Raw genomic sequence first — 18,909 nt, forward strand, 5'->3', positions numbered from 1 at the left:
CTAATCACTAAATGCTCTTTGGATTCTTAAAATCTCTGCTCCCGTTGTTGAGGAACCTACTAGAACTCCATTTCTGTTAGCCACTAATCCACTTCTTATAAAGACGCTCCCAAAATTTACAGTTCCAGAATCTAACTTTACTTTAAATAATTCACTCAATTTTTTCAACTCTTCTTCAGTTGCGTCAATATGTACTAAACCAGCTTTGTCTGTAATTACTGCCACTGATCCTACTGTAATTATATTCGCTATTGTACCCTTAATTGCATTATCAATCTGCAGTGCTTTCTTTACCTTATTTATTTCCGCCTCAGAAAGATCTTGGTAAATAAGTGCGCCATGAGTATTGGATAATATGATATTTCCTAAAGCGGTAGGTCTAATATCCACAACCTCAACTCTTACGTCTTTAGCCTGTTCCTTTATGATCTTTATTTCATCTGCCAGAGCTGTTCTAGGTAAGAGGATTACATCATTATTTCCTGTAACCAAAATACCTACTAGCACGCTTTTAGATATGGTAGTCTGTATAATTTCTGTTTTTAGTATTCCCTGAATTTTCTCTATTACTTCTTTGTCGTCTATTTTAGGTATAATTGTATATTTATCATTAGTAAATATATAAATACCTATATTGTCTGTACCAAAAATTGATAACTTATCTAAGATCATTCACTCTTAATTGCAAGTCTAGCTAAATATGTTTTTTCTCCGATTCTTTTGACAGCTATCCTTACTCTTCTTACTATTTTATCTCTACCATTTATGGTTATTGCCTTTGCTAATAGTGGATCAATAATTACTTTTTCAGCTCCAAAATGTCTCTTTACCATATATCTCACATACTTTATGGCTCTTTTAGTTCTGGTAGTTTTTCTTCCCATTATTACTCTTCTAAAGTTTATAACCATTTCAAAGTTTTCTTTCTCTGGCTTAGATTTCTTTTCTTCTTTCGTTGTAGTTGTTGCCTGTTGCGGCTTTTGTTCCTCTTTCTTCTGTTGTTGTAATTCTGATGTTTTTTGCTCTTCTTGTTTAGTAGCAGTAGTTTCCTGGCTCATTCATTCACACCTTTAAATTATTTCTTCTCCAATTTCTCCTTAACGGATTAAACCTTATCTCAGCTTGAGTTTTTATTATGACCCAAGCAGGAATAGGAGAGTTTCTTTTTAACGCTTTGCCTAGTCTCAATTTTTTGCCTAAGGACTTATGCTTGCTCATTTCCATCCTCTCTCTTTAATCGTAATCTTATAATCTTTTCTGGTTTGAGAGTTAAGTTGAGCTAATATTTGTTTTAGTTCATCATCAGTTATTTGTGCTTGAATTCTGCCTGATTGTGCTAACGCAATAAGCTGATTTTCTATTGCTTCTGCTAATTCAGGTCTGACTAGTTTTACATTAGTAAGTCTTTGCCTAGCCTCAGGCGTTAAGATGGTTCTTAATATAGCATCCTTTTGGGCTTCAATTTCAGCTTTTCTCTGTCTTTCTTCTAATTGTCTTCTTTGCATCTCTGTTGCTCTTTTTTTCAGAAGTTCATCTAATTCTTCATCATATTCTCCACTTATAATAGATCACCCCTATTGTAAGTATTTCTTCAAATCTTGTTTTTTCTCAGCCAACTCTTTAAACATTTCGTATGCTAATTTATCTAAAAGGGATCTGCCCTTTGGTGATAAACTCCTTCCTCTCCTAGTTTTAGTTACAAGACCCGCTTTTTCTAATTGTTGAAGTATTGTTCTTATAGAATGAGTCGGAGCTTTAACAGATCTAGGCGGTTTAGTACCCCTTCTCTTTGAACCAGTATATAATTTTCTTGTTTTTTGTAAACCAATAGGTTCTTTATAGATGTACAGGTGTCTCAATAGGGAGGCTGCTCTTATATACCACCAATTTTCTATATCGTCAGGCACTCTTTCCTTGAAAGATGCTGTCTTCGCAAAGTAGACCCAATTTGGTGGATTCAATTCTTTAACATTATTCTTTAGATATTCTGCAAGTTTAGGGATTAAAATATCAGCTGGAACCATCTGTACTGTTATCATGATCTTCCAATCTATTCCGTGATTAAAGGTTTAAAAGTTATCTGGTTTTACTAAAGTTGAGGTTTGATGAGATTCTACATAGCCAACGAGAGGGATATACTTGATGGGAAGATGACTGATATATATTTCGATAGAACTATAAGGACTCTTGAACATTTAGGAATAAAAGATCTCAAAGTTAGAATGGAGGTCCATTCATATGGCTTACCAGAAGGATATAGTTGGGCGATTTTTTCTGGTCTGGAGGAAGTTTTGAAATTACTTGAAGGAAAAGAGGTTACGGTTTATGCAATGCCAGAAGGTACTCTGTTTAAGGAAGTAGAGCCAGTCATGATAATTGAAGGCAACTATTTGGATTTTGGTGTTTTTGAAACGGCTTTTTTAGGTATATTGAGACACTATTCTAGTATTTCAACGAAAGCAGCTAGAATTAAGAAATTGGCGTTAGATAAAACAGTTCTATTTTTTGGGTTAAGGGCTCTACATCCCGCAATAGCTCCTATGGTTGATAGAGCAGCTTATATAGGTGGTTGTGATGGGGTCTCTGGGGCATTCAATCAAGAAACAATAGGTGCAGAGCCTACAGGTACTATGCCTCACGCGCTTATGTTATCAGTCGGGGATAATGTAAAGGCTTGGAAAGCTTTTGATGAGGCTATGCCTTCTAATGTACCAAGAATAATATTAGCAGACACATTTGAGGATGAGAGAACGGAAGTTCTCAAGGCTGCTGAGCTTTTGAAAGATAAATTATATGGAGTTAGGCTTGATACTCCATCAAGTAGAAGGGGAAACTTCAGGAAGATTATCCAAGAGATTAGATGGACTCTGAATATACATGGATATGGTCATATTAAGATCTTCGTAAGTGGTGGGATAGATGAAGATGATGTGGTTAAATTAAGGGATATAGTGGACGGTTTTGGTGTGGGGACCAGCATATCTTTTCCACAGAGCGTTGATTTTAGTGCTGATATCGTTGAAAAGTACGTGAATGGACAATGGATTCCGTTTACCAAGAGAGGTAAATGGCCTGGAGCTAAACAGGTATATAGGTGTGGTGATTCACCAGATAGTGATATTATTACTCTATTAGACGACTATCCACCGGCTAATTTGAATTGTAAGCCCTTACTGGTAAAGTATATCGAGAATGGTAAAATAATAAGGGATATACCTACAGCTAAGGAGATAAGGGAGTATGTTATATCGCAGCTTAAAAAGCTACCTAATCTATAAGAATCTCCTTTATATTTTCTAGGCTTCTATTGAACGCAATTTCTACTATTGGTTCCATTCTTCTTATAGCATTATATAACCTTAGATGAAGTGATCTAACAACTATTGAAACTCTGTAATTCTTAGTATTTTTACTATTTGTTGTTTCAAAATTGGTTGACTCTGTTATTAGGACTCTCCTTAATGTTCTTAGTTCCTCCATTGTCTCATTTATTATCTTCATATCTTCTTTGCTTAACGCTCTTGTTGCATGGTCAATCAGAACTATTGCTTGTTCTATTAAATCATATGTTTTATTCCAGTTATCCTTCACTTCTTCAAGTTCTTGTGGAGTTAGAGAAAGTAGATCGTTTACAGCTTCACTTACCTCATCTGCAGCCTCTTCTATAGCTTTTATCAAAATTCTATTTCCGATAAGTTGTATTCTCTTGACACCTATCATATAAGCCAAGCTTCTGTTAGTTTGAGATAGTAAAAGTTGTCTTAACGCAAGGTAATATAATCTATCTATTTCTTTCTCTAATTCTACTGTTTCCTGCAGAAAAGTTCTACTTGCCTCTTTTATTCCTAAATTAAGGTAATGTAGCATTTGCTTTAAATTGGTTGCTAATCTATTGAGAAGACTTGTCATGGTATATTTGGTTGGGTCAAGGAATGACTGTATTTGAACGTAATCTATGGTTTGGGTTGTTATTTCATATCCTATTAAACTTCTAACAGCTTCCTTTATTTTTCTTAGTAAATCTTCACTAAATGCCTTCTCTTTACTTTCTATGTCGATCTTGTCAAAACCTAATATATATAAGCCATAGATAATTCTAGTAATAATTTCAGGCATTACTGTGTTAGATATGGAAACTTTCATTTCTCTACTTACGTTTTGTACTTTCATATTTGGTGGATATACTTTCAAGCTTCCATCTTCATCCACTTCAAGATATACGCTTTCACCTGAGGATAAACCTACTTCTTTAACCCATTCTGCTGGAAGAGATATCATTAGTGTAGATTTTCCAAATTTTTGAACTCTTCTAACTTCCATGTTAACCACTTTTACATGTTATATACACTTCAATATCTTATAAAAGTAGTTTAAATATGTTTCAGAGTGTTTTAATCTCTGGTATTCTACCATAATCTTTCAGGTAAACATAACCACTATCTGTTGATGGTATAAGCCTAACTCCATAGGGTCTTCTTTTAACAATCTGTAAAACCATTGAATCCTTTAGAATTTTTCTTATTAAATCATAATCTTTCTTTATGACCACCATATCTATACCTGCAACACACACAGATGTAAGAAGAAAAAGTCCTTGCAACGTTAAAGTTCCCTCATTAACTCTTTCTATTAGAACGTTGTCTTCAGCAACTGGTAACATTACTTCTGAAAATCCTATGGGAGTAATTTTCAATTTCCATGCCATTTCAAAAATTTCCTTATTTATTTCAGCCACAGTAGACATATTTCCGAAGGAAAATAATTTTCCGCTCCTCTTCTCTATTATTTCAGCAACACTCTCTTCCTTCCAAGGTGATAGAGAGACATCGATACCTAGATATTTTAGCTTAAGCTGGGAAGAAATTTTTTTAGCATATTCATCAGCAACAGAAAGCGCTTTTTGTGCATTACCATCTAAGAATTCCCTTGGATAGATTAATGAGATAGCCATGGAGTCTATCAATGTGTTTGCACTACCTACAGGAAAATACGGAGTGGTAAGAAAGTCATCGTAAATTAAAACAGCTACTCTTGTAGCAAGCTGAGGTTCTAGGTCATAAATAAATTTTGAGACATTATCTATGTAAGAAGGGTTATTAAGTAGAATTGATCCGTAAAAGTTCTCATTTACGGATAATATATCTTTTATTAATGACAGATTATCTTTTTGAGACAAGTGAATAATAGAATATATTATGTCGTTGTTTTCTGGTATTTTTCCTATAATTTTTTCATTTAAGGATTTAGGCGGAAACGCAATTCGCTTAGACCAAATCAAACTATCATTTATACTAGATAACTGGTTAGCATAGTTTTCTATTTTATCTTTATCTATATTTGAAGCAAATATAGTTAATGCTCTTATTTTCATTGTTAATCTTAGACTGACTAAAGTATTTTAGTTTTAATGAGGATTTAGATAACGTGGCAAAATTAACGATATTAGTTTCGAACAATAGCCTTGACTCACTTTATCATGCATTAGCATTGGCATTATCAGCAAGAGCTCTGAGCTGGGAAGTAAAGGTTTTTGTAGTGTCACAAGCGGTCACGTTATTTTTAAAATCAAGTAAGAAGTCTTTTTCGTTACCCTTTTTTGCAAGATTTTTTGTAAGAAGGCAAATGAAAAGGCTTAATTTACCTGAGATAGAGAAAATGATTAATGAAGCGATTAAAGAGGGAGTAGAATTTTATGTGGATGAGATAGGTATTAAAATGTTAAATGCTAGTCCCGACGACTTATATGATGGTGTAAAATTATCTGGAAGTATTTCCTTCCTAAAAGATGCTAAGGAATCAGAGGTGGTGATTTCGCTTTGATTACAATAGATTCAGATGATATATGCCCGGTTATTTTACTCAAAGTCTTAAGAGTATTTAAAGAGGCTAAGGATAAGGACGAAATTATAGTTAAAAGTAAATGGCAGGCTGTGGTTCAGGAACTAGATAAATGGTGTAGGGAGACTGGAAACGAGTATCTGGGATGGAATAAGGATGGAGAAAAATATGTGGTAAGAATCAGGGTCAATAAAGGAGAGTAATTTTTAAAACCAATAGCAAGCATAGTGTATAAAGGCGATCAATATTTGTGTCCCAAAAGGAGTTCCACATTTTTGAAAATACTATAGATTTAATGGAGGGAATGTGGCCCACTCCTCTGCTAAGGTTAAATATAGGAGAGAACGTATGGGGGAAATTGGAATTTTATAATCCGTTCAGTAGAAGTATAAAAGATAGAACAGCGCTATTTTTGTTTAAGCAGGCATTAAGGGAAAAAACAGAGAATATCGTAGAGGCTACATCAGGGAATATGGGAATTGCTATGGCTGCTCTATCCTCTATATTTAACATTAAGTTTACAGTATTTGTCCCAACCACTTCACCTGAAGTTTTTAAGGTAATGATTAAGTTATTGGGTTCTGAAGTAATTACAGCAGGCACTTCAACGATTGAGATCTTGCCTTTAGTAAAAAAGATGAGTCAATTAGGAAATTATAAACATTTAGATCAATTTCATAATGAAGTAAATGTTATTGCTCATTATGAAACCACTGCCAAAGAACTTGATCTACAAGCTAATGCTGCAGGTATTAAAATAAAGCGAATTATCGCAAGCATGGGTACAGCTGGTCATATAGTTGGTGTATCTAAATACTTTAAGGAAAAATACGGTGACGAAGTCGAAATTATAGGTGTAGAGCCAAGTGAAGGAGAGAGAATACCAGGAATTAAAAGGGTTACGGAAGATAATAACTTCGTTAAAATTGCTAAAATAGACTCAGTAATTGATGTTGGTTTTAAAGACGCTTTAGAAGGTGTAAAAGAAGTTGCTAGGAAGTCAGGAATTTTAGTAGGGTTAAGCTCAGGGGCTACAGTGGCTGCTTATAAAAAATTGAGCGATACTAAAGGAGCTACTATACTTATATTCCCTGACGATGCTTTCAAATACGTAGAGGAACTAAAAGATGGTTTGTAAATAATTTTTTAAGGTATTACGATACAACTATTATTTCGTGACTGAAGTTATATTAATTTTGAATAAAAAAGGAGATATATTGGATTTTTCTCCAAGAAATGTAGATGTAAGAAATATATTAAATGATATTAAACAAGAAGAAATATATGATGACGGTGAATTAATTAGGGTTAGAGGTATAGTTAATAAATAAAATGAAGATAGAGGATTTTTTCAGAAATATATACGTACAAACAAAAGTAGTGGATAGTGGAGATAGGAAAATAGTACTAAAATGTTACAATTCCTCTACTAGTTTCAAGTGGTATTTTATATCTCCTGCATTTAGGAGTTATCCGTATACTTCTAGTCCTTTAGAGAGAATGAGCAGAGAAATAAACTTTTTTACGTATAAGTGGACGAGTATAATAGTACCTAAAATTATAGACTTTGACCTTGATTCTATGTGTTTATACAGGGAATATTTAGAAGGTAGAGAAGTTAGTGCAAGTGAAGATTATTTTGAATTAGGACATTCTTTAAAGTATATTCATTCAAAGGGATTTGCACTAGGAGATACAAAAGTTGAAAATTTTCTTATACCTCAAGACAATAAAATAATAACTGTAATAGATGCAGAACAGTCAATAGAAACTGATTCTGTATCCCACTTTGCCTGGGATTTATTGGTCACAATTTTTTCAATATCTTACAAGTTCATTAAAAACCCTCAACTCTTTTATGAAGTTGTAAATTCCTTTTTAGATGGTTATAACCCTATAAAAGAGGAGGCAAAGGAAATATTCGATATAAAATATATTTCACTAATTAGCCTTATTCCATTATTTCATTATTCTTACCTTAGAAAAGCCATCGAGAGATTCTTATAAGTAACTCGTTATTTTCTGACTTTGATACTGTTATCAGTTCATCATTAATTCTGGTTCCACATGCGGGACACCTGTAAAAGTATCTGATCAGTCTTTTTCCATCACTTGTATTCTCAGCTTCCACTATGAAATCCATTTTAATATTGCATCTTGGGCAGAGTAATTCTCTCATCAATTTATTAGGGTCTAAAACGAAGTTAAAAATGTAATGAAAGACGTTTATGGTAGGGAATTAGAAGATTTAAGAATTACACTTACCCATGCTTGCAATTTCACTTGCTTCTTTTGCCATATGGAAGGAGAAAATGATGGTGATAGTCTGTTAAGTGCAGATCAAATTAGCCTAGTTGCTCAGATAGGAATGGAATTCGGGATAAGGACTGTGAAACTCACAGGCGGAGAACCTACATTAAGAAGAGATTTACCCGAAATAATATCTAAGTTGAAAGAGGTTGGTATAAAAGAAGTCTCCATGACCACTAATGGATATTTGTTAAAAGAATTAGCTGGGAAATTAAAGGACGCAGGGTTAGATCGAGTTAATATTAGTCTGCATTCTATAGATCCAGTCATTTTTAAAGAGGTGACAGGAGTTAATGTTCTAAGTAAAGTTGTCGAAGGAATAGAAGAGGCTAAGAAAGTAGGATTAAGACCATTAAAACTAAATTACGTTGTAACAAGAAAGAATGCTAAAGGTGTATTTGAGTTTATTAATTTTGCAAGTGGCAGTAATATAGACGAAATTCACCTAATAGAGTTACATCCAGTAGGTTTAGGTAAAGAGGCTTTCTATACTCACGTTGATATGTTAGATATTGAAGGTCGCTTGAACGAGGATTGTACTTTGATAGAGATCAGAAATAAACACAAGAGACCAAGATATAAGTGTGGAAATCTTGTGGTTGAAGTTGTTAAACCTTACGCCAATCCTATATTTTGTAGTGGTTGTAACAGAATAAGGCTCACAGTAGACGGAAAATTAAAAACATGCTTATACAGAGATGATAAGGTTATAGATATTAGCGACATCATTAAAAGTAGTTACAGCATAATAGAAAAGGAAGAGTTATTAAGGGAGGCATATAGATTAGCAATTCTAATAAGGGAGCCAAACTTTAGATTTAAGTATGAGACTTCAAAAACTGGATAGAATTTTGGAGGAACGAGATGTAAAAAATGCTATTATTATTGGTGGAGCAAATATATTTTATTTAACTGGTTACGATTACATATCAACAGATTTTGCCAATACTGTAGCCTTAATTTATAATGATAGTGTTCCCATTCTTGTAGTTCCGGTTCTAGAGAAAAATAGAGCACAATCTAAGGTAGGAGATAAGATAGAGATAGTTGCATACAGTTCTTATCAAGTTTCTGATGACGTAATTAGGGGTAGTTTAGTGGACGTCATTTCAAGATATATAGAGACTGATAGAAGGATTGCGATAGACATGCTATATTCAGGTTCAATGTTTTATCTTTCCTTATCTAAGAAAATTAGTAGTGAAAATCTTGTGGATGTATCTAAAGATTTTTACATTATAAGAGCTAAGAAAGAGCCTGAAGAACTTGAACTTATAAAGAAAGCAGGGGATATTACGAGTTCGGCTATGAAAATCTCCTCTGAGAAAATTCATGAAGAATCCGTTTCAGAGAAACAGTTAGCAGGATTAATAGATATGACAATGAGGAATGAGGGAGCTGAAGAATATGCATTCTCCTCTATTGTTGCTTTTGCTGAGAATTCCGCTTTTCCACATCATATTCCAACAGATAGAACTATCAAAAATGGTGAAAATGCGGTAATAGATATTGGTGCAAGATATAATAATTATTGCTTTGATAGTACTAGAACTTTCGTTAAGAGTAACAATGATGAAGTAAAGAAAGTCTATGAAATAGTCCTTCAAGCCCAAGAAGAAGCAATAGACGCAGTGCGAGATGGAACAAGAGCATCAGAAATCGATAGGATAGCTAGAAATGTAATAGAGAAAGCGGGATACGGTAAATATTTCGTTCATTCGACTGGTCATGGTGTAGGAATAGAGATTCATGAGTATCCTTCCATTTCATTGAGTTCTGATGCTATACTTGAAGAGAATATGGTAATTACAGTAGAGCCAGGTATTTACCTTAAAGGAAAGTTCGGAATTAGAATTGAAGATACAATAATTCTCACAAAGAAGAAACCTATCGTACTTGAGACTATTTATAAGTATCTATAAAAAGACCAATCAAAATTTTTAGCATTAACATTTTAATAATGTCATCGCACAACTATATTACTTGGTATGGAACAGGAAAGTTTAAATCAAGAAAGACTCGTTGAGGAAATTGCAAAGAGAGTCAAGGAGATTCTACAGCTTATTGGTGAAGATACTGAAAGAGAGGGACTTAAGGAAACACCAGAGAGAGTAGCAAAGGCTTTACTTGAAATGACGTCAGCTTTGAGATCTCCTCAACCCTATATAAAGGTATTTTCCTTAGCAGAAAATGAAAATTCCAGTGTAGAAGATCAAATAGTTCTAGTAAAGGATATTTCGTTTTCGTCATTATGTGAACATCATTTACTGCCAATAATAGGAAAGGTCCATGTTGCATATGTTGTTGGTAAGAGCGGAAAAGTAGCTGGCTTAAGTAAAATAATAAGGCTTGTAAATTATTATGCGTCAAGACCACAGATCCAGGAAAGACTAGTGGAACAAATTGCAGAAGCCATTATGAAGAGCGATATTCAACCGAAAGGAGTTATGGTAATTGGAGATGCATTGCATATGTGTACTTATGTTAGAGGGGTAAAGGATAGGGAAGCTAGCTTAATATCATTATCCACTAGAGGAATATTCAGCACGAAACCTTCCTTGAAGAGTCAGGTATTTAGGCTGATTAACACGTCTAAGAAGTCATCAACTTTTTTATGAGCTAGTGCGATATATAATTTGAATTGAGTGATTCGAAAAATAAAATAATTAATATCCTAAAAAATTACGGTGAGTTATCACAATCAGATTTAGTGAAACTTAGTCAAATGTCTAAGAGTAGAGTATCGGAGATATTATCAGAATTGGAGAAAGATGGTATAATTGAAAGAAGAAGACTAATAGGAAAGAACTTAGCAATCAGATTATCTTCTAGCAAATTTTTGAGTATTGGTATAATAAAGGCTGCTGAATATCCTTTTGTGGTTCCTTTCGTAAGGTCTTTAAGAGATAAGGGATTCATTGTTGATGTGAAAATTTACAATAATGGTTTAGATCTAACGAGAGACTTAGCTACAGGAAAAATAGATATGGGTTTCTCGCCCCTGGTTACTCAATTAATATTTCAAAAAATTTTCAATGATTTTAAGATAATTGCAGGAGGAGCAAGGGGAGGAGGTGCAATAGTAGGAAATAGCCTGGACAGTTACATAGGCTCTACTGCATTATCTAGTATGGAATTATGGACAATGCTCTTTGACCCTCATCTAGATATTGTAGAGTATGAGAGTCCTGAACATTTAATTATGTCGTTAAATACCAAAAGAACTAATGCCATAAGTATATGGGAGCCCTATCCCACCATACTTACGAGAAATGGATATAAGATTCTTCATAGATTTGATGAGCATAATTGTTGTACATTAGCTGTTAATACTAAGTTAGATTCAGAATTTTTATTAAAAATATACTACGATAGTTTTGAGAAGTTTCTATCACAAAAGGATAGATGGATACAGGATTATTCAAACCTTGTTGGAATAGAATATAATATTTTAAAAGAAGCTACAAATAATTATATTTTTGATCCAATTATAGATTTAGAATATATTAAAAAGAATCTTAGAAGAAATAATGTTTTGGTGTAGTTTTTAAGAATCTAGATATTGATATATTTCCATAGGATGTGGATATAGTTGCATCATTTTTGCTTCTTCTTTCTTTAGGTCTAGATATGCTTGTAATATTGAAGAGTTAAATACTGGCTTCAAGAATTCATTATCACTTTCTAACTCATTCAAAGCTTCGTCTAATGATCCTGGTAATTCTCTTATTTTCAGGCTCCTTTTCTTCTCTTCACTCATATGATATATATTTTCGTCCACTGGATCACCTGCGTCTAGTTTTCTTCTGATTCCATCTAAACCTGCCATAAGTATTGCAGAGAATACAAGGTAGGGATTAGATGAGGGGTCAGGTGGTCTGTATTCTAACCTTTTAGCTTTTTCCATTCCCTTATAATAGGCTGGAATTCTTATTGCAGCACTTCTGTTAGATTTACTCCAAACCAAGTATACAGGAGCTTCATACCCTGGCACTAAACGTCTATAACTATTAGTTGTCGGTGCAACTATTGCGCTTAATGCTCTGCCATGTTCTAAGAGACCGCCTATAATATATCTACCTATTTGGCTTAATTCTGCATATTCATCATTAGGATCATACATTAGATTTTTCCCATCTTTTGTCCACAAACTAAAGTGAGTATGCATACCACTACCGTTGTCTCCGAAGAATGGTTTTGGCATAAATGTCGCTATCATACCACGTTTACTTGCAATGTTCTTTGTTACATATTTAAGAACCTGCACTTTATCCGCAGTATCAGCTAATGTGGAGAATCTGAAATCTATCTCACCCTGACCTGCTGTTGCTACTTCATGATGAGCTGCTTCTATTGTAAATCCAAAGTAGTCTACTAAAGTACTTATAATTTCCAAGCGTATATCCATTAGTTGATCAACTGGTGATGCAGGATAGTATCCTTCTTTATACCTTATTACATATCCACCGTTTTTAGACCACGGTGCTTCTCTAGAATGTATTTTATATCCTGTTCCGCTTTGAGGTAATGAGGCATCTACCTCTACTTTATCAAACACGAAAAATTCTAATTCTGGTCCGAAATAACTTACATACCCTTGTTCACTCTGGTGTTTTTCTGCCTCTTCAGCTATCCCCCTTGGATCTCTCTCAAATCTACCTTTTCCACCTCCCCAGAATACCTTAGTCAAAACTCGTGCGACACCTTGCATCCAAGGTATTAGTGTCATTGTTTGAGGTATTGGTAATAATACCATATCACTTTCATAAATACTGGTGAATCCCTTTATGCTGCTTCCGTCTAACTTACCAAATCCAACCTTAAACGAGCTTTCATCAAATTCGTTTGATGGTATTGTTATATGTTGCAATTTACCTAGGAGATCTGTAAATTGTAAATCAACCCATTTTATATTATTGCTTTTCAAAAACTCTAGTGCTTCATGTTCATTTTTTGGAAGTCCTGGCATACGCTACTAATTATTGAAAGGCTATAAAAATATAACTGGGCTTAGTGTAAAAACTTTTCAAAAATATATACCTATTTTCTCATGATAGATTGTATAAATGTAAAATTTCATGATACTCTTTTTAAGATACCGTTCTCCATTATATACATGCACTCACTATATTTAGAGTCATCCAGATCTTGAGATACGAAAATAATTCTAATATCATGTTTTTTTGATAACGAGATGTAATTTTGAATGAAAAGATCCTTATTGTTAATGTTAGAAAAGGCTTCGTCTATTAGTATGTATTTCGGGTTTGACAATAACGCAGTAACCAAGGAGACTTTCTCTCTCATTCCGAGACTTAAGTCCCTTAATTTTTTGTTTTCATCTATGTCTTTTATCAGTTCGATACTCTCATCTAGTATTTTTTCGCTTTTATTTCTTGATTTTCTTAGTCCATAATACAAATGCTTCATTACTGAGAGGTTCGGTATATATGAGTCTGGTGTGACTAGGACTAAGCCTCTTTTCCAGGGGGGAAGTTTAGAAACTTCAGTACCATCAATTTTTATATATCCTTCATCTAAGTCAACTAGTCCTGCTAGAATTTTAAGTAATGTAGTTTTACCACTTCCATTTTTTCCATGAATAAAAATAATTTTCCTATCCTCATTTATTTCAGCATTTAATAAGAAACTCCCTAGTTTTTTCTTTATTCTAGCCTCAATTAGTGACATATTTTTTCACATATTCCTCTAATATTTCTTCCTCTACTGCACCTACAACCTGGTCAACTAGTTTTCCACCAACGAATATCAGTGTGGTAGGTATATTTAGTACTCCAAATTTATCTGCAGAATTAGCATTATCATCTACATTGAGTCTACCGAAAACAGCTTTTCCCTTATATTTTAATGCGACTCTTTTGAACACAGGTTCGTATAAATGACACGGACCACACCAAGGAGCCCAACAATCCACAAATACTACATTATTTTTACTAATTATTTCATCTATATTCCCATCATTTATCTGAACTGTAGGATCCTCACTTTGAATCACATTTTTGGCTTTTTCTTCTAGTTTTCTTGATATATCATTAATTAATTGATTTAATTCATTCTCGTCCATTTTATTCACAATATACATTAACTTTTTCTTCGTATAAAAATTAATTCTATTGGTTCATAAATCTAAATATTAGCTGATCTAAGATCTAAAATTATTCCTGATTTTTATTTTTGAAAAAAGCAAATATCATCAGATCTTTAAACTCCTAAATAATTTTAATATACAAGCATTTATCCCCTTTATCAACTACTTATAAACAGATGAAAGTACACTGATTATAGTTACTAATAGTGATTAGAATGATAAGGGTAGTAGGCTTATCACGAATCCATATCACTCTGTTGGATTTAGAGGGTTTATATGGGCGTATAGATGGTGGAGTTGGAGTAGCCTTAAAATATCCCAGAATTGTTATGAGGAATGGAGACTGTACGACAGTCAATATATCGCTTCCCTTTAGAATGCCTTCCGTATGTGTAGAAGAGGATTATGAAGCTCATGTTGGACTTGGACATACCACACAGTTCTTTCTTTCAGCTGCCAAGTTAGCAGCTGAGTATAATCTAAAAAACATGGATGTAGTAGATCTGGCAAGGATTGTAAAAAGGGGCGGAACCTCAGGTGTTGGTGTTTATGCGTTTAAATATGGGGGATTCATAGTCGATGCAGGGCATTCTGTAAAGGTTAAGCGAAATATAGCCCCTTCAGATTTCTCGGATGCCCCACCCCCTCCACTCATGACCAGATATTCGTTTCCTTGGTATGTCTATATAAATATACCTTCATATGGTAGACGAATTTTTGGTATAGAAGAACTAAATGCGTTTAAGAAGGAAGTTAAGGGTACTAGTGAGGTAATCAGAGTAACTTTTATGGAGTTAGTACCTGCTGTAATAGATCATGATATCTCATCTGCACTCGATGCTATAGCCAAGATACAAAATCTTGGATTTAAAAGAATCGAGGTTAACATGCAGACTGAACAGGTTAGGGATCTTATGAAATCCATGTACAATAAGGGATTTCCCGCAGGTATATCGTCTTTTGGACCTACGGTTTATACTTTCGTAAATACCAAGAGAGAAGGTGAAGAGTTAGTATCATATTTTGGTGGTCTTGTAACTGAACCTAATAATGAAGGGGCGAAGGTAATTTGGTCAAAAGACTAGAATACGATGAATTTGTCCTGGATGAGCTGAGAAAGGTTTCAGGAACTAAACTTAACTCTTTACTTGACTCTTTACTAGTACCAAATAGTAGACTCTACATCAGGGTCAATACATTAAAGAAGTCTCCTGCTACAATCAGAGAGCGTCTTCCTTTTTTACATGAGGATGAAGATTTCGACGAAGCCCTCTACATCGAGATAAGAGGACCCAGTAAGTTAGAAGAAAGAGAAAGCAAGGTCATAGTAGATAAAAGAACTGCCGAAAGTGTAATGATGGGTGCAAATGTATACAGACCTGGTGTAAAGAGGGTAATTGGCAATAGTAGGTTTGTTAACGTGGTTAGTGAAAATGGTATAATTATAGCTGAGGGCGAATTAGTTAATCAAGGTAACCTAATTGTAAAAATTACAAAAAGCATGTATTCCTCCTATCCCCTTTCAGATTTGGATGAGTTAAAAACAGGTGAAATATTAATTCAAGGAAAAGCGTCGATGTATGTTGCCCATCTGATAGATCCTAAACCAGGCGAAAAAATTATAGATATGACTGCACATCCCGGAGGCAAGTTAACTCATATTTATCAATTAGAGCCTGAAGCTAGAATTTTAGGATTTGACCATACTAAGAGAAAAGTTCAGGATCTAAGGCAATTAACGCAAAGACTTGGCATGCATATAGAGACATATCTTGCAGATTCACGTTATCTTTATGAAGATTTTCGAATAAGCGACGTTGATAAGGTTCTTATAGATCCGCCATGTTCAGCTTTAGGTTTAAGACCTAAGATTTATGACAAGAAAAATAAAGAAGATTTAATAAATTTATCAAGTTATCAAAAACAATTTATAAACGCGGCGTATAAAATCCTTAAGAAGGATGGAACCTTAATCTATTCTACATGCACAATGACTGAAATAGAGAATGAGAGAATTGTTGAAGATGAGAGATTCGAACTGGAAGAGATAATAAGGTTCTACCCTATGGTGCACGATATAACAGGGTTTTTTATAGCCAAATTAAGAAAGAGAAAATAATGCCTATTGAAGAGTATTTAGGTAAAAAACCTAAGGTATCAAATAAGGCATATATTCATCCTACAGCTTACATAATAGGAGATGTAGAAATAAAGGAACTAGCTAGTATATGGCACTACGTAGTGATAAGGGCGGATAATGATTCAATAGTAATAGGAAAGGAGACAAATATTCAAGAAAACACTACGGTGCATACAGATTATGGGTTTAAGACTATTATAGGAGATAGAGTTAGTATAGGGCATAATGCAGTAATTCATGGAGCCACAATTGCATCTAATGTAATAATTGGAATGGGTGCGATCCTATTGAACGGCTCTAAGGTAGGAGAGTATTCTATTGTAGGTGCAGGTTCTGTAGTTCCTCAAAATGTTGAAATACCTCCATACAGTATCGCTGTGGGTGTTCCTGCTAAAGTTATAAGAAAAGTAGGTGAGGCGGAAAAGAAAATGATTGAGGAAAACGCAGAAGAATATTTAAAACATACAAGGAGGTTTCTTAAATTATGAATAGAGATATTAAAGCGTTTAGATGGTTTATAAGAACACAAGTACTTAAAGACCCTTTTAATCCGGCTTATGCTACGTTTAAAGTTACATCAAGATGTAACTTGCACTGTTCATTTTGTAACCCATCATATTATAATGGGGAGTTAGGAGAGAGTAGTACAGAAAAAGTTAAGAAAATGATTGATAATATGCGTGATTCTTCTATAGTTGTACTATCTTTTGAAGGCGGAGAACCAACCATAAGAAAAGATATACTAGAGTTACTTGAATATGCCCATGATAGTTCTTTTTATGTGATGCTTACCACTAACGGATATAGACTTAATGACGAATCATTTCTATCAAAGTTGGCTGATAGAATTGACTTCTTACATTATTCAATCGACGAGTATCATTGGAACGCAAAAGCTATTGATAATTTGCAGAAGTTTAGAGATTACGGTCTTAAGGTTAATGTTCAAACAGTCGTAACTCGATATAATTTACATAAGCTTGAAGAAAAAGTAAGAAAAGTTCACGAGTGTCAATATAAAATAGTTATCCTTCCGGCAATAGATTACCCTGGTTCCAAAGTAAAATTAGAACCAGATCCAAATGAATTATATAAAGTACTTTCTGAATTGAAGAGAAAATATGGACCGACTATAAACAATACATGGGGATTTATAAATGCTTTAGTAGGTAAGAGTGCTCCTACGAGAGTGGTAAGTTATGCTATTACTGTATATCCGAACGGCGAGATTCCTTACCCTGACGATATCAATGGAAAAATAGTAGGCAACTTAGTTGAAGAAAAACTTCAAGATATTTTGAAGAAGCAAATAGTGAAAGAATTACAAAAAGATATGCTAAATAATCAAGCAAAATTTGAGTATCTACATTTACAAACGTACTCGTTCAATAGTATAAAAGACTTAGCAAGCTATGTAAATGAAATGTTGAAATGGAGATTTCTAGGTAGAGCCTAACCAAATGTATTTTTATAGGCCTTTTCCACATCCTCTATGACTAAATGAGTATAAACTTGAGTTACTCTTATGTCTTTGTGTCCTAATATTTTTTGTAATACCGGTAATGGTATACCTTTCCTTATTGCTTCTGTCGCAAATGTGTGTCTTAATATGTGCGGTCTTAGATCTATTCCTATTTTCTTTCCTAGTCTTCTTAGTTTTCTATATAGAGCATGATACGTCATATTTATCAGTTTATCTTCGGGCTCCTTTTTATTTTTCTGAATATATTTTTTTAATAATTCACCAGTATGAGAGGTAAAGAAAACTATTCTTGATTCACCATTCTTTGTATTTCTTATTATAATACGTCTTCTTTCAAGGTCTATATCTTCAACTTTAATAGATAATAGTTCCTTTGCTCGGATCCCAGTGTCAATCAGCAGGTTCAATATTACCGCATCACGAAGTTTCTTTGCACTCGCTTTTAATTTCTCTAGCTCTTCGTACGTAAGTGCTCTTATTTCATTTTTCCGTGCTTTAGGTACTGTTGGCTTTACATCTTTACCCAGCCATTTAAGAAATCTAAGTACTGCAGTTAAGTAAATCTTAGCGGTAGTTAGTTTCATTCTTCTTTTTTCGTTTTCCTCTCTAACTCTCTTACTCCTAGTGCTACTCCTAAGGATTTTTAGTAACCATGCGTTTACGTCTGAATTAGTTACTTGGCGTGGATCTTTCTTCACAAAATCTAGGAAATCCTTTATTGCGATGGAATAGAGTCGTATTGTATTTTCACTTGCGCCTGCCAGATTAAGTGTAAGAATAAATTTATTATAAGGATCGTCTGAGTTAGTGTCTCCTTCTAATTGTAACCTCATGTTTTTATTCTTTGTTGATGTAACGCTTATTAAGAAATTAGAATATTATTCCTTGTTCCTCTATTTTTATTTTAGCGTTATAACGTTATTTATAATACAAAACTACTTATACCCCGAGGAAAATGAAAATATAGGGTATCCAGGGACCCTTGAAAAGGAATGATGTTCCCCCTGACCCCCCAGGTCCCTGGATACT

The 18,909-nt window shown here is 33.9% G+C and carries 27 protein-coding genes; 15 read left to right on the plus strand and 12 right to left on the minus strand.

Features of this window, described 5'->3' with window-relative positions; genetic code table 11:
- The 5 genes from SUSAZ_06955 to SUSAZ_06975 are packed head-to-tail and all read right to left on the minus strand — an operon-like array spanning position 1 to position 2,039.
- Complete coding sequence (locus SUSAZ_06955) at positions 1-672, minus strand: translation initiation factor IF-6 (protein ID AHC51703.1); 672 nt, start codon at positions 670-672, stop codon at positions 1-3.
- Positions 669-1,058 carry a 50S ribosomal protein L31 gene (locus SUSAZ_06960; protein AHC51704.1) on the minus strand — a complete coding sequence of 130 codons (390 nt, stop codon included), beginning with the start codon at positions 1,056-1,058 and terminating at the stop codon, positions 669-671. Before SUSAZ_06960 ends, SUSAZ_06955 begins: the two co-directional genes overlap by 4 nt.
- 4 nt (positions 1,059-1,062) lie before the next feature.
- Complete coding sequence (gene rpl39e, locus SUSAZ_06965; protein AHC51705.1) at positions 1,063-1,218, minus strand: 50S ribosomal protein L39; 156 nt, start codon at positions 1,216-1,218, stop codon at positions 1,063-1,065.
- Complete coding sequence (locus SUSAZ_06970; GenBank protein AHC51706.1) at positions 1,215-1,562, minus strand: DNA-binding protein; 348 nt, start codon at positions 1,560-1,562, stop codon at positions 1,215-1,217. Before SUSAZ_06970 ends, rpl39e begins: the two co-directional genes overlap by 4 nt.
- A gap of 12 nt (positions 1,563-1,574) precedes the next feature.
- Entirely contained in the window at positions 1,575-2,039 is a 465-nt protein-coding gene (locus tag SUSAZ_06975) for a 30S ribosomal protein S19 (protein AHC51707.1), read from the minus strand.
- Positions 2,040-2,105: 66 nt separating this feature from the next.
- Between SUSAZ_06975 and SUSAZ_06980 the strand changes: the two genes are divergently transcribed.
- Entirely contained in the window at positions 2,106-3,278 is a 1,173-nt protein-coding gene (locus SUSAZ_06980; protein ID AHC51708.1) for a nicotinate phosphoribosyltransferase, read from the plus strand.
- On the opposite strand, the gene SUSAZ_06985 is transcribed toward SUSAZ_06980, so the two are convergent.
- On the minus strand, positions 3,268-4,320 hold the full coding sequence (locus SUSAZ_06985; GenBank protein ID AHC51709.1) for a histidine kinase: 1,053 nt from the start codon (positions 4,318-4,320) through the stop codon (positions 3,268-3,270). The genes SUSAZ_06980 and SUSAZ_06985 overlap by 11 nt on opposite strands.
- Before the next feature lie 61 nt (positions 4,321-4,381).
- Complete coding sequence (locus SUSAZ_06990; GenBank protein ID AHC51710.1) at positions 4,382-5,371, minus strand: hypothetical protein; 990 nt, start codon at positions 5,369-5,371, stop codon at positions 4,382-4,384.
- Positions 5,372-5,424: 53 nt separating this feature from the next.
- Between SUSAZ_06990 and SUSAZ_06995 the strand changes: the two genes are divergently transcribed.
- From SUSAZ_06995 to SUSAZ_07015, 5 genes are read left to right on the plus strand one after another with little or no spacing between them, the layout of a single operon-like run.
- The gene (locus tag SUSAZ_06995; protein ID AHC51711.1) at positions 5,425-5,820 is read left to right on the plus strand and encodes a peroxiredoxin; all 396 of its coding nucleotides are present in this window, start codon (positions 5,425-5,427) and stop codon (positions 5,818-5,820) included.
- Entirely contained in the window at positions 5,820-6,041 is a 222-nt protein-coding gene (locus tag SUSAZ_07000; GenBank protein AHC51712.1) for a hypothetical protein, read from the plus strand. The genes SUSAZ_06995 and SUSAZ_07000 overlap by 1 nt, the downstream gene beginning before the upstream one ends.
- Before the next feature lie 47 nt (positions 6,042-6,088).
- On the plus strand, positions 6,089-6,976 hold the full coding sequence (locus SUSAZ_07005) for a cysteine synthase (protein AHC51713.1): 888 nt from the start codon (positions 6,089-6,091) through the stop codon (positions 6,974-6,976).
- 37 nt (positions 6,977-7,013) lie between these two features.
- A complete protein-coding gene (locus tag SUSAZ_07010; GenBank protein ID AHC51714.1) occupies positions 7,014-7,169 on the plus strand; it encodes a hypothetical protein in 156 nt (51 codons plus the stop codon).
- A 1-nt stretch (position 7,170) separates the two neighbouring features.
- Positions 7,171-7,845 (plus strand): hypothetical protein, encoded by a 675-nt coding sequence (locus SUSAZ_07015; GenBank protein AHC51715.1) that lies wholly within the window; start codon positions 7,171-7,173, stop codon positions 7,843-7,845.
- On the opposite strand, the gene SUSAZ_07020 is transcribed toward SUSAZ_07015, so the two are convergent.
- Entirely contained in the window at positions 7,817-7,981 is a 165-nt protein-coding gene (locus tag SUSAZ_07020) for a hypothetical protein (protein ID AHC51716.1), read from the minus strand. The two genes, SUSAZ_07015 and SUSAZ_07020, sit on opposite strands and share 29 nt — an antisense overlap.
- 72 nt (positions 7,982-8,053) lie before the next feature.
- Here SUSAZ_07020 and SUSAZ_07025 point away from each other — a divergent pair, with 72 nt between their 5' ends.
- The 4 genes from SUSAZ_07025 to SUSAZ_07040 all read left to right on the plus strand — a co-directional run bounded on the left by SUSAZ_07025 (position 8,054) and on the right by SUSAZ_07040 (position 11,692).
- Positions 8,054-8,995, plus strand: a complete 942-nt coding sequence (locus SUSAZ_07025; protein AHC51717.1) for a molybdenum cofactor biosynthesis protein MoaA — start codon at positions 8,054-8,056, stop codon at positions 8,993-8,995.
- The gene (locus tag SUSAZ_07030; protein ID AHC51718.1) at positions 8,973-10,070 is read left to right on the plus strand and encodes a peptidase M24; all 1,098 of its coding nucleotides are present in this window, start codon (positions 8,973-8,975) and stop codon (positions 10,068-10,070) included. Before SUSAZ_07025 ends, SUSAZ_07030 begins: the two co-directional genes overlap by 23 nt.
- Before the next feature lie 66 nt (positions 10,071-10,136).
- Entirely contained in the window at positions 10,137-10,766 is a 630-nt protein-coding gene (locus SUSAZ_07035) for a GTP cyclohydrolase (protein AHC51719.1), read from the plus strand.
- 23 nt (positions 10,767-10,789) lie between these two features.
- On the plus strand, positions 10,790-11,692 hold the full coding sequence (locus tag SUSAZ_07040; protein AHC51720.1) for a MarR family transcripitonal regulator: 903 nt from the start codon (positions 10,790-10,792) through the stop codon (positions 11,690-11,692).
- 3 nt (positions 11,693-11,695) lie between these two features.
- Here the strand turns inward: SUSAZ_07040 and SUSAZ_07045 are convergent, their stop codons facing one another.
- From SUSAZ_07045 to SUSAZ_07055, 3 genes are all read right to left on the minus strand, one after another.
- Positions 11,696-13,117: a glutamine synthetase gene (locus tag SUSAZ_07045; protein ID AHC51721.1), complete on the minus strand. Its 1,422-nt coding sequence runs from the start codon at positions 13,115-13,117 to the stop codon at positions 11,696-11,698.
- Between the two features lie 107 nt (positions 13,118-13,224).
- Complete coding sequence (locus SUSAZ_07050) at positions 13,225-13,839, minus strand: sugar ABC transporter ATP-binding protein (GenBank protein AHC51722.1); 615 nt, start codon at positions 13,837-13,839, stop codon at positions 13,225-13,227.
- The gene (locus SUSAZ_07055; protein AHC51723.1) at positions 13,826-14,242 is read right to left on the minus strand and encodes a thioredoxin; all 417 of its coding nucleotides are present in this window, start codon (positions 14,240-14,242) and stop codon (positions 13,826-13,828) included. The genes SUSAZ_07050 and SUSAZ_07055 overlap by 14 nt, the downstream gene beginning before the upstream one ends.
- 230 nt (positions 14,243-14,472) lie before the next feature.
- On the opposite strand from SUSAZ_07055, the gene SUSAZ_07060 reads away from it, so the two are divergent.
- The 4 genes from SUSAZ_07060 to SUSAZ_07075 are packed head-to-tail and all read left to right on the plus strand — an operon-like array spanning position 14,473 to position 17,853.
- Positions 14,473-15,342, plus strand: a complete 870-nt coding sequence (locus tag SUSAZ_07060) for a beta-ribofuranosylaminobenzene 5'-phosphate synthase (protein AHC51724.1) — start codon at positions 14,473-14,475, stop codon at positions 15,340-15,342.
- A complete protein-coding gene (locus tag SUSAZ_07065; GenBank protein ID AHC51725.1) occupies positions 15,327-16,376 on the plus strand; it encodes an SAM-dependent methlyltransferase in 1,050 nt (349 codons plus the stop codon). Before SUSAZ_07060 ends, SUSAZ_07065 begins: the two co-directional genes overlap by 16 nt.
- Positions 16,376-16,885 (plus strand): hypothetical protein, encoded by a 510-nt coding sequence (locus SUSAZ_07070; GenBank protein AHC51726.1) that lies wholly within the window; start codon positions 16,376-16,378, stop codon positions 16,883-16,885. Before SUSAZ_07065 ends, SUSAZ_07070 begins: the two co-directional genes overlap by 1 nt.
- Complete coding sequence (locus SUSAZ_07075; protein AHC51727.1) at positions 16,882-17,853, plus strand: heme biosynthesis protein; 972 nt, start codon at positions 16,882-16,884, stop codon at positions 17,851-17,853. The genes SUSAZ_07070 and SUSAZ_07075 overlap by 4 nt, the downstream gene beginning before the upstream one ends.
- Here SUSAZ_07075 and SUSAZ_07080 read toward each other — a convergent pair.
- Complete coding sequence (locus tag SUSAZ_07080) at positions 17,850-18,713, minus strand: recombinase XerD (GenBank protein ID AHC51728.1); 864 nt, start codon at positions 18,711-18,713, stop codon at positions 17,850-17,852. The two genes, SUSAZ_07075 and SUSAZ_07080, sit on opposite strands and share 4 nt — an antisense overlap.
- On the opposite strand from SUSAZ_07080, the gene SUSAZ_07085 reads away from it, so the two are divergent.
- Positions 18,712-18,876, plus strand: coding sequence for a hypothetical protein (locus SUSAZ_07085; protein ID AHC52535.1), 165 nt, complete (start codon positions 18,712-18,714; stop codon positions 18,874-18,876). The two genes, SUSAZ_07080 and SUSAZ_07085, sit on opposite strands and share 2 nt — an antisense overlap.
- The last annotated feature ends 33 nt before the right edge of the window (positions 18,877-18,909 follow it).

Source organism: Sulfolobus acidocaldarius SUSAZ (assembly GCA_000508305.1).
Lineage (GTDB): Archaea > Thermoproteota > Thermoprotei_A > Sulfolobales > Sulfolobaceae > Sulfolobus > Sulfolobus acidocaldarius_A.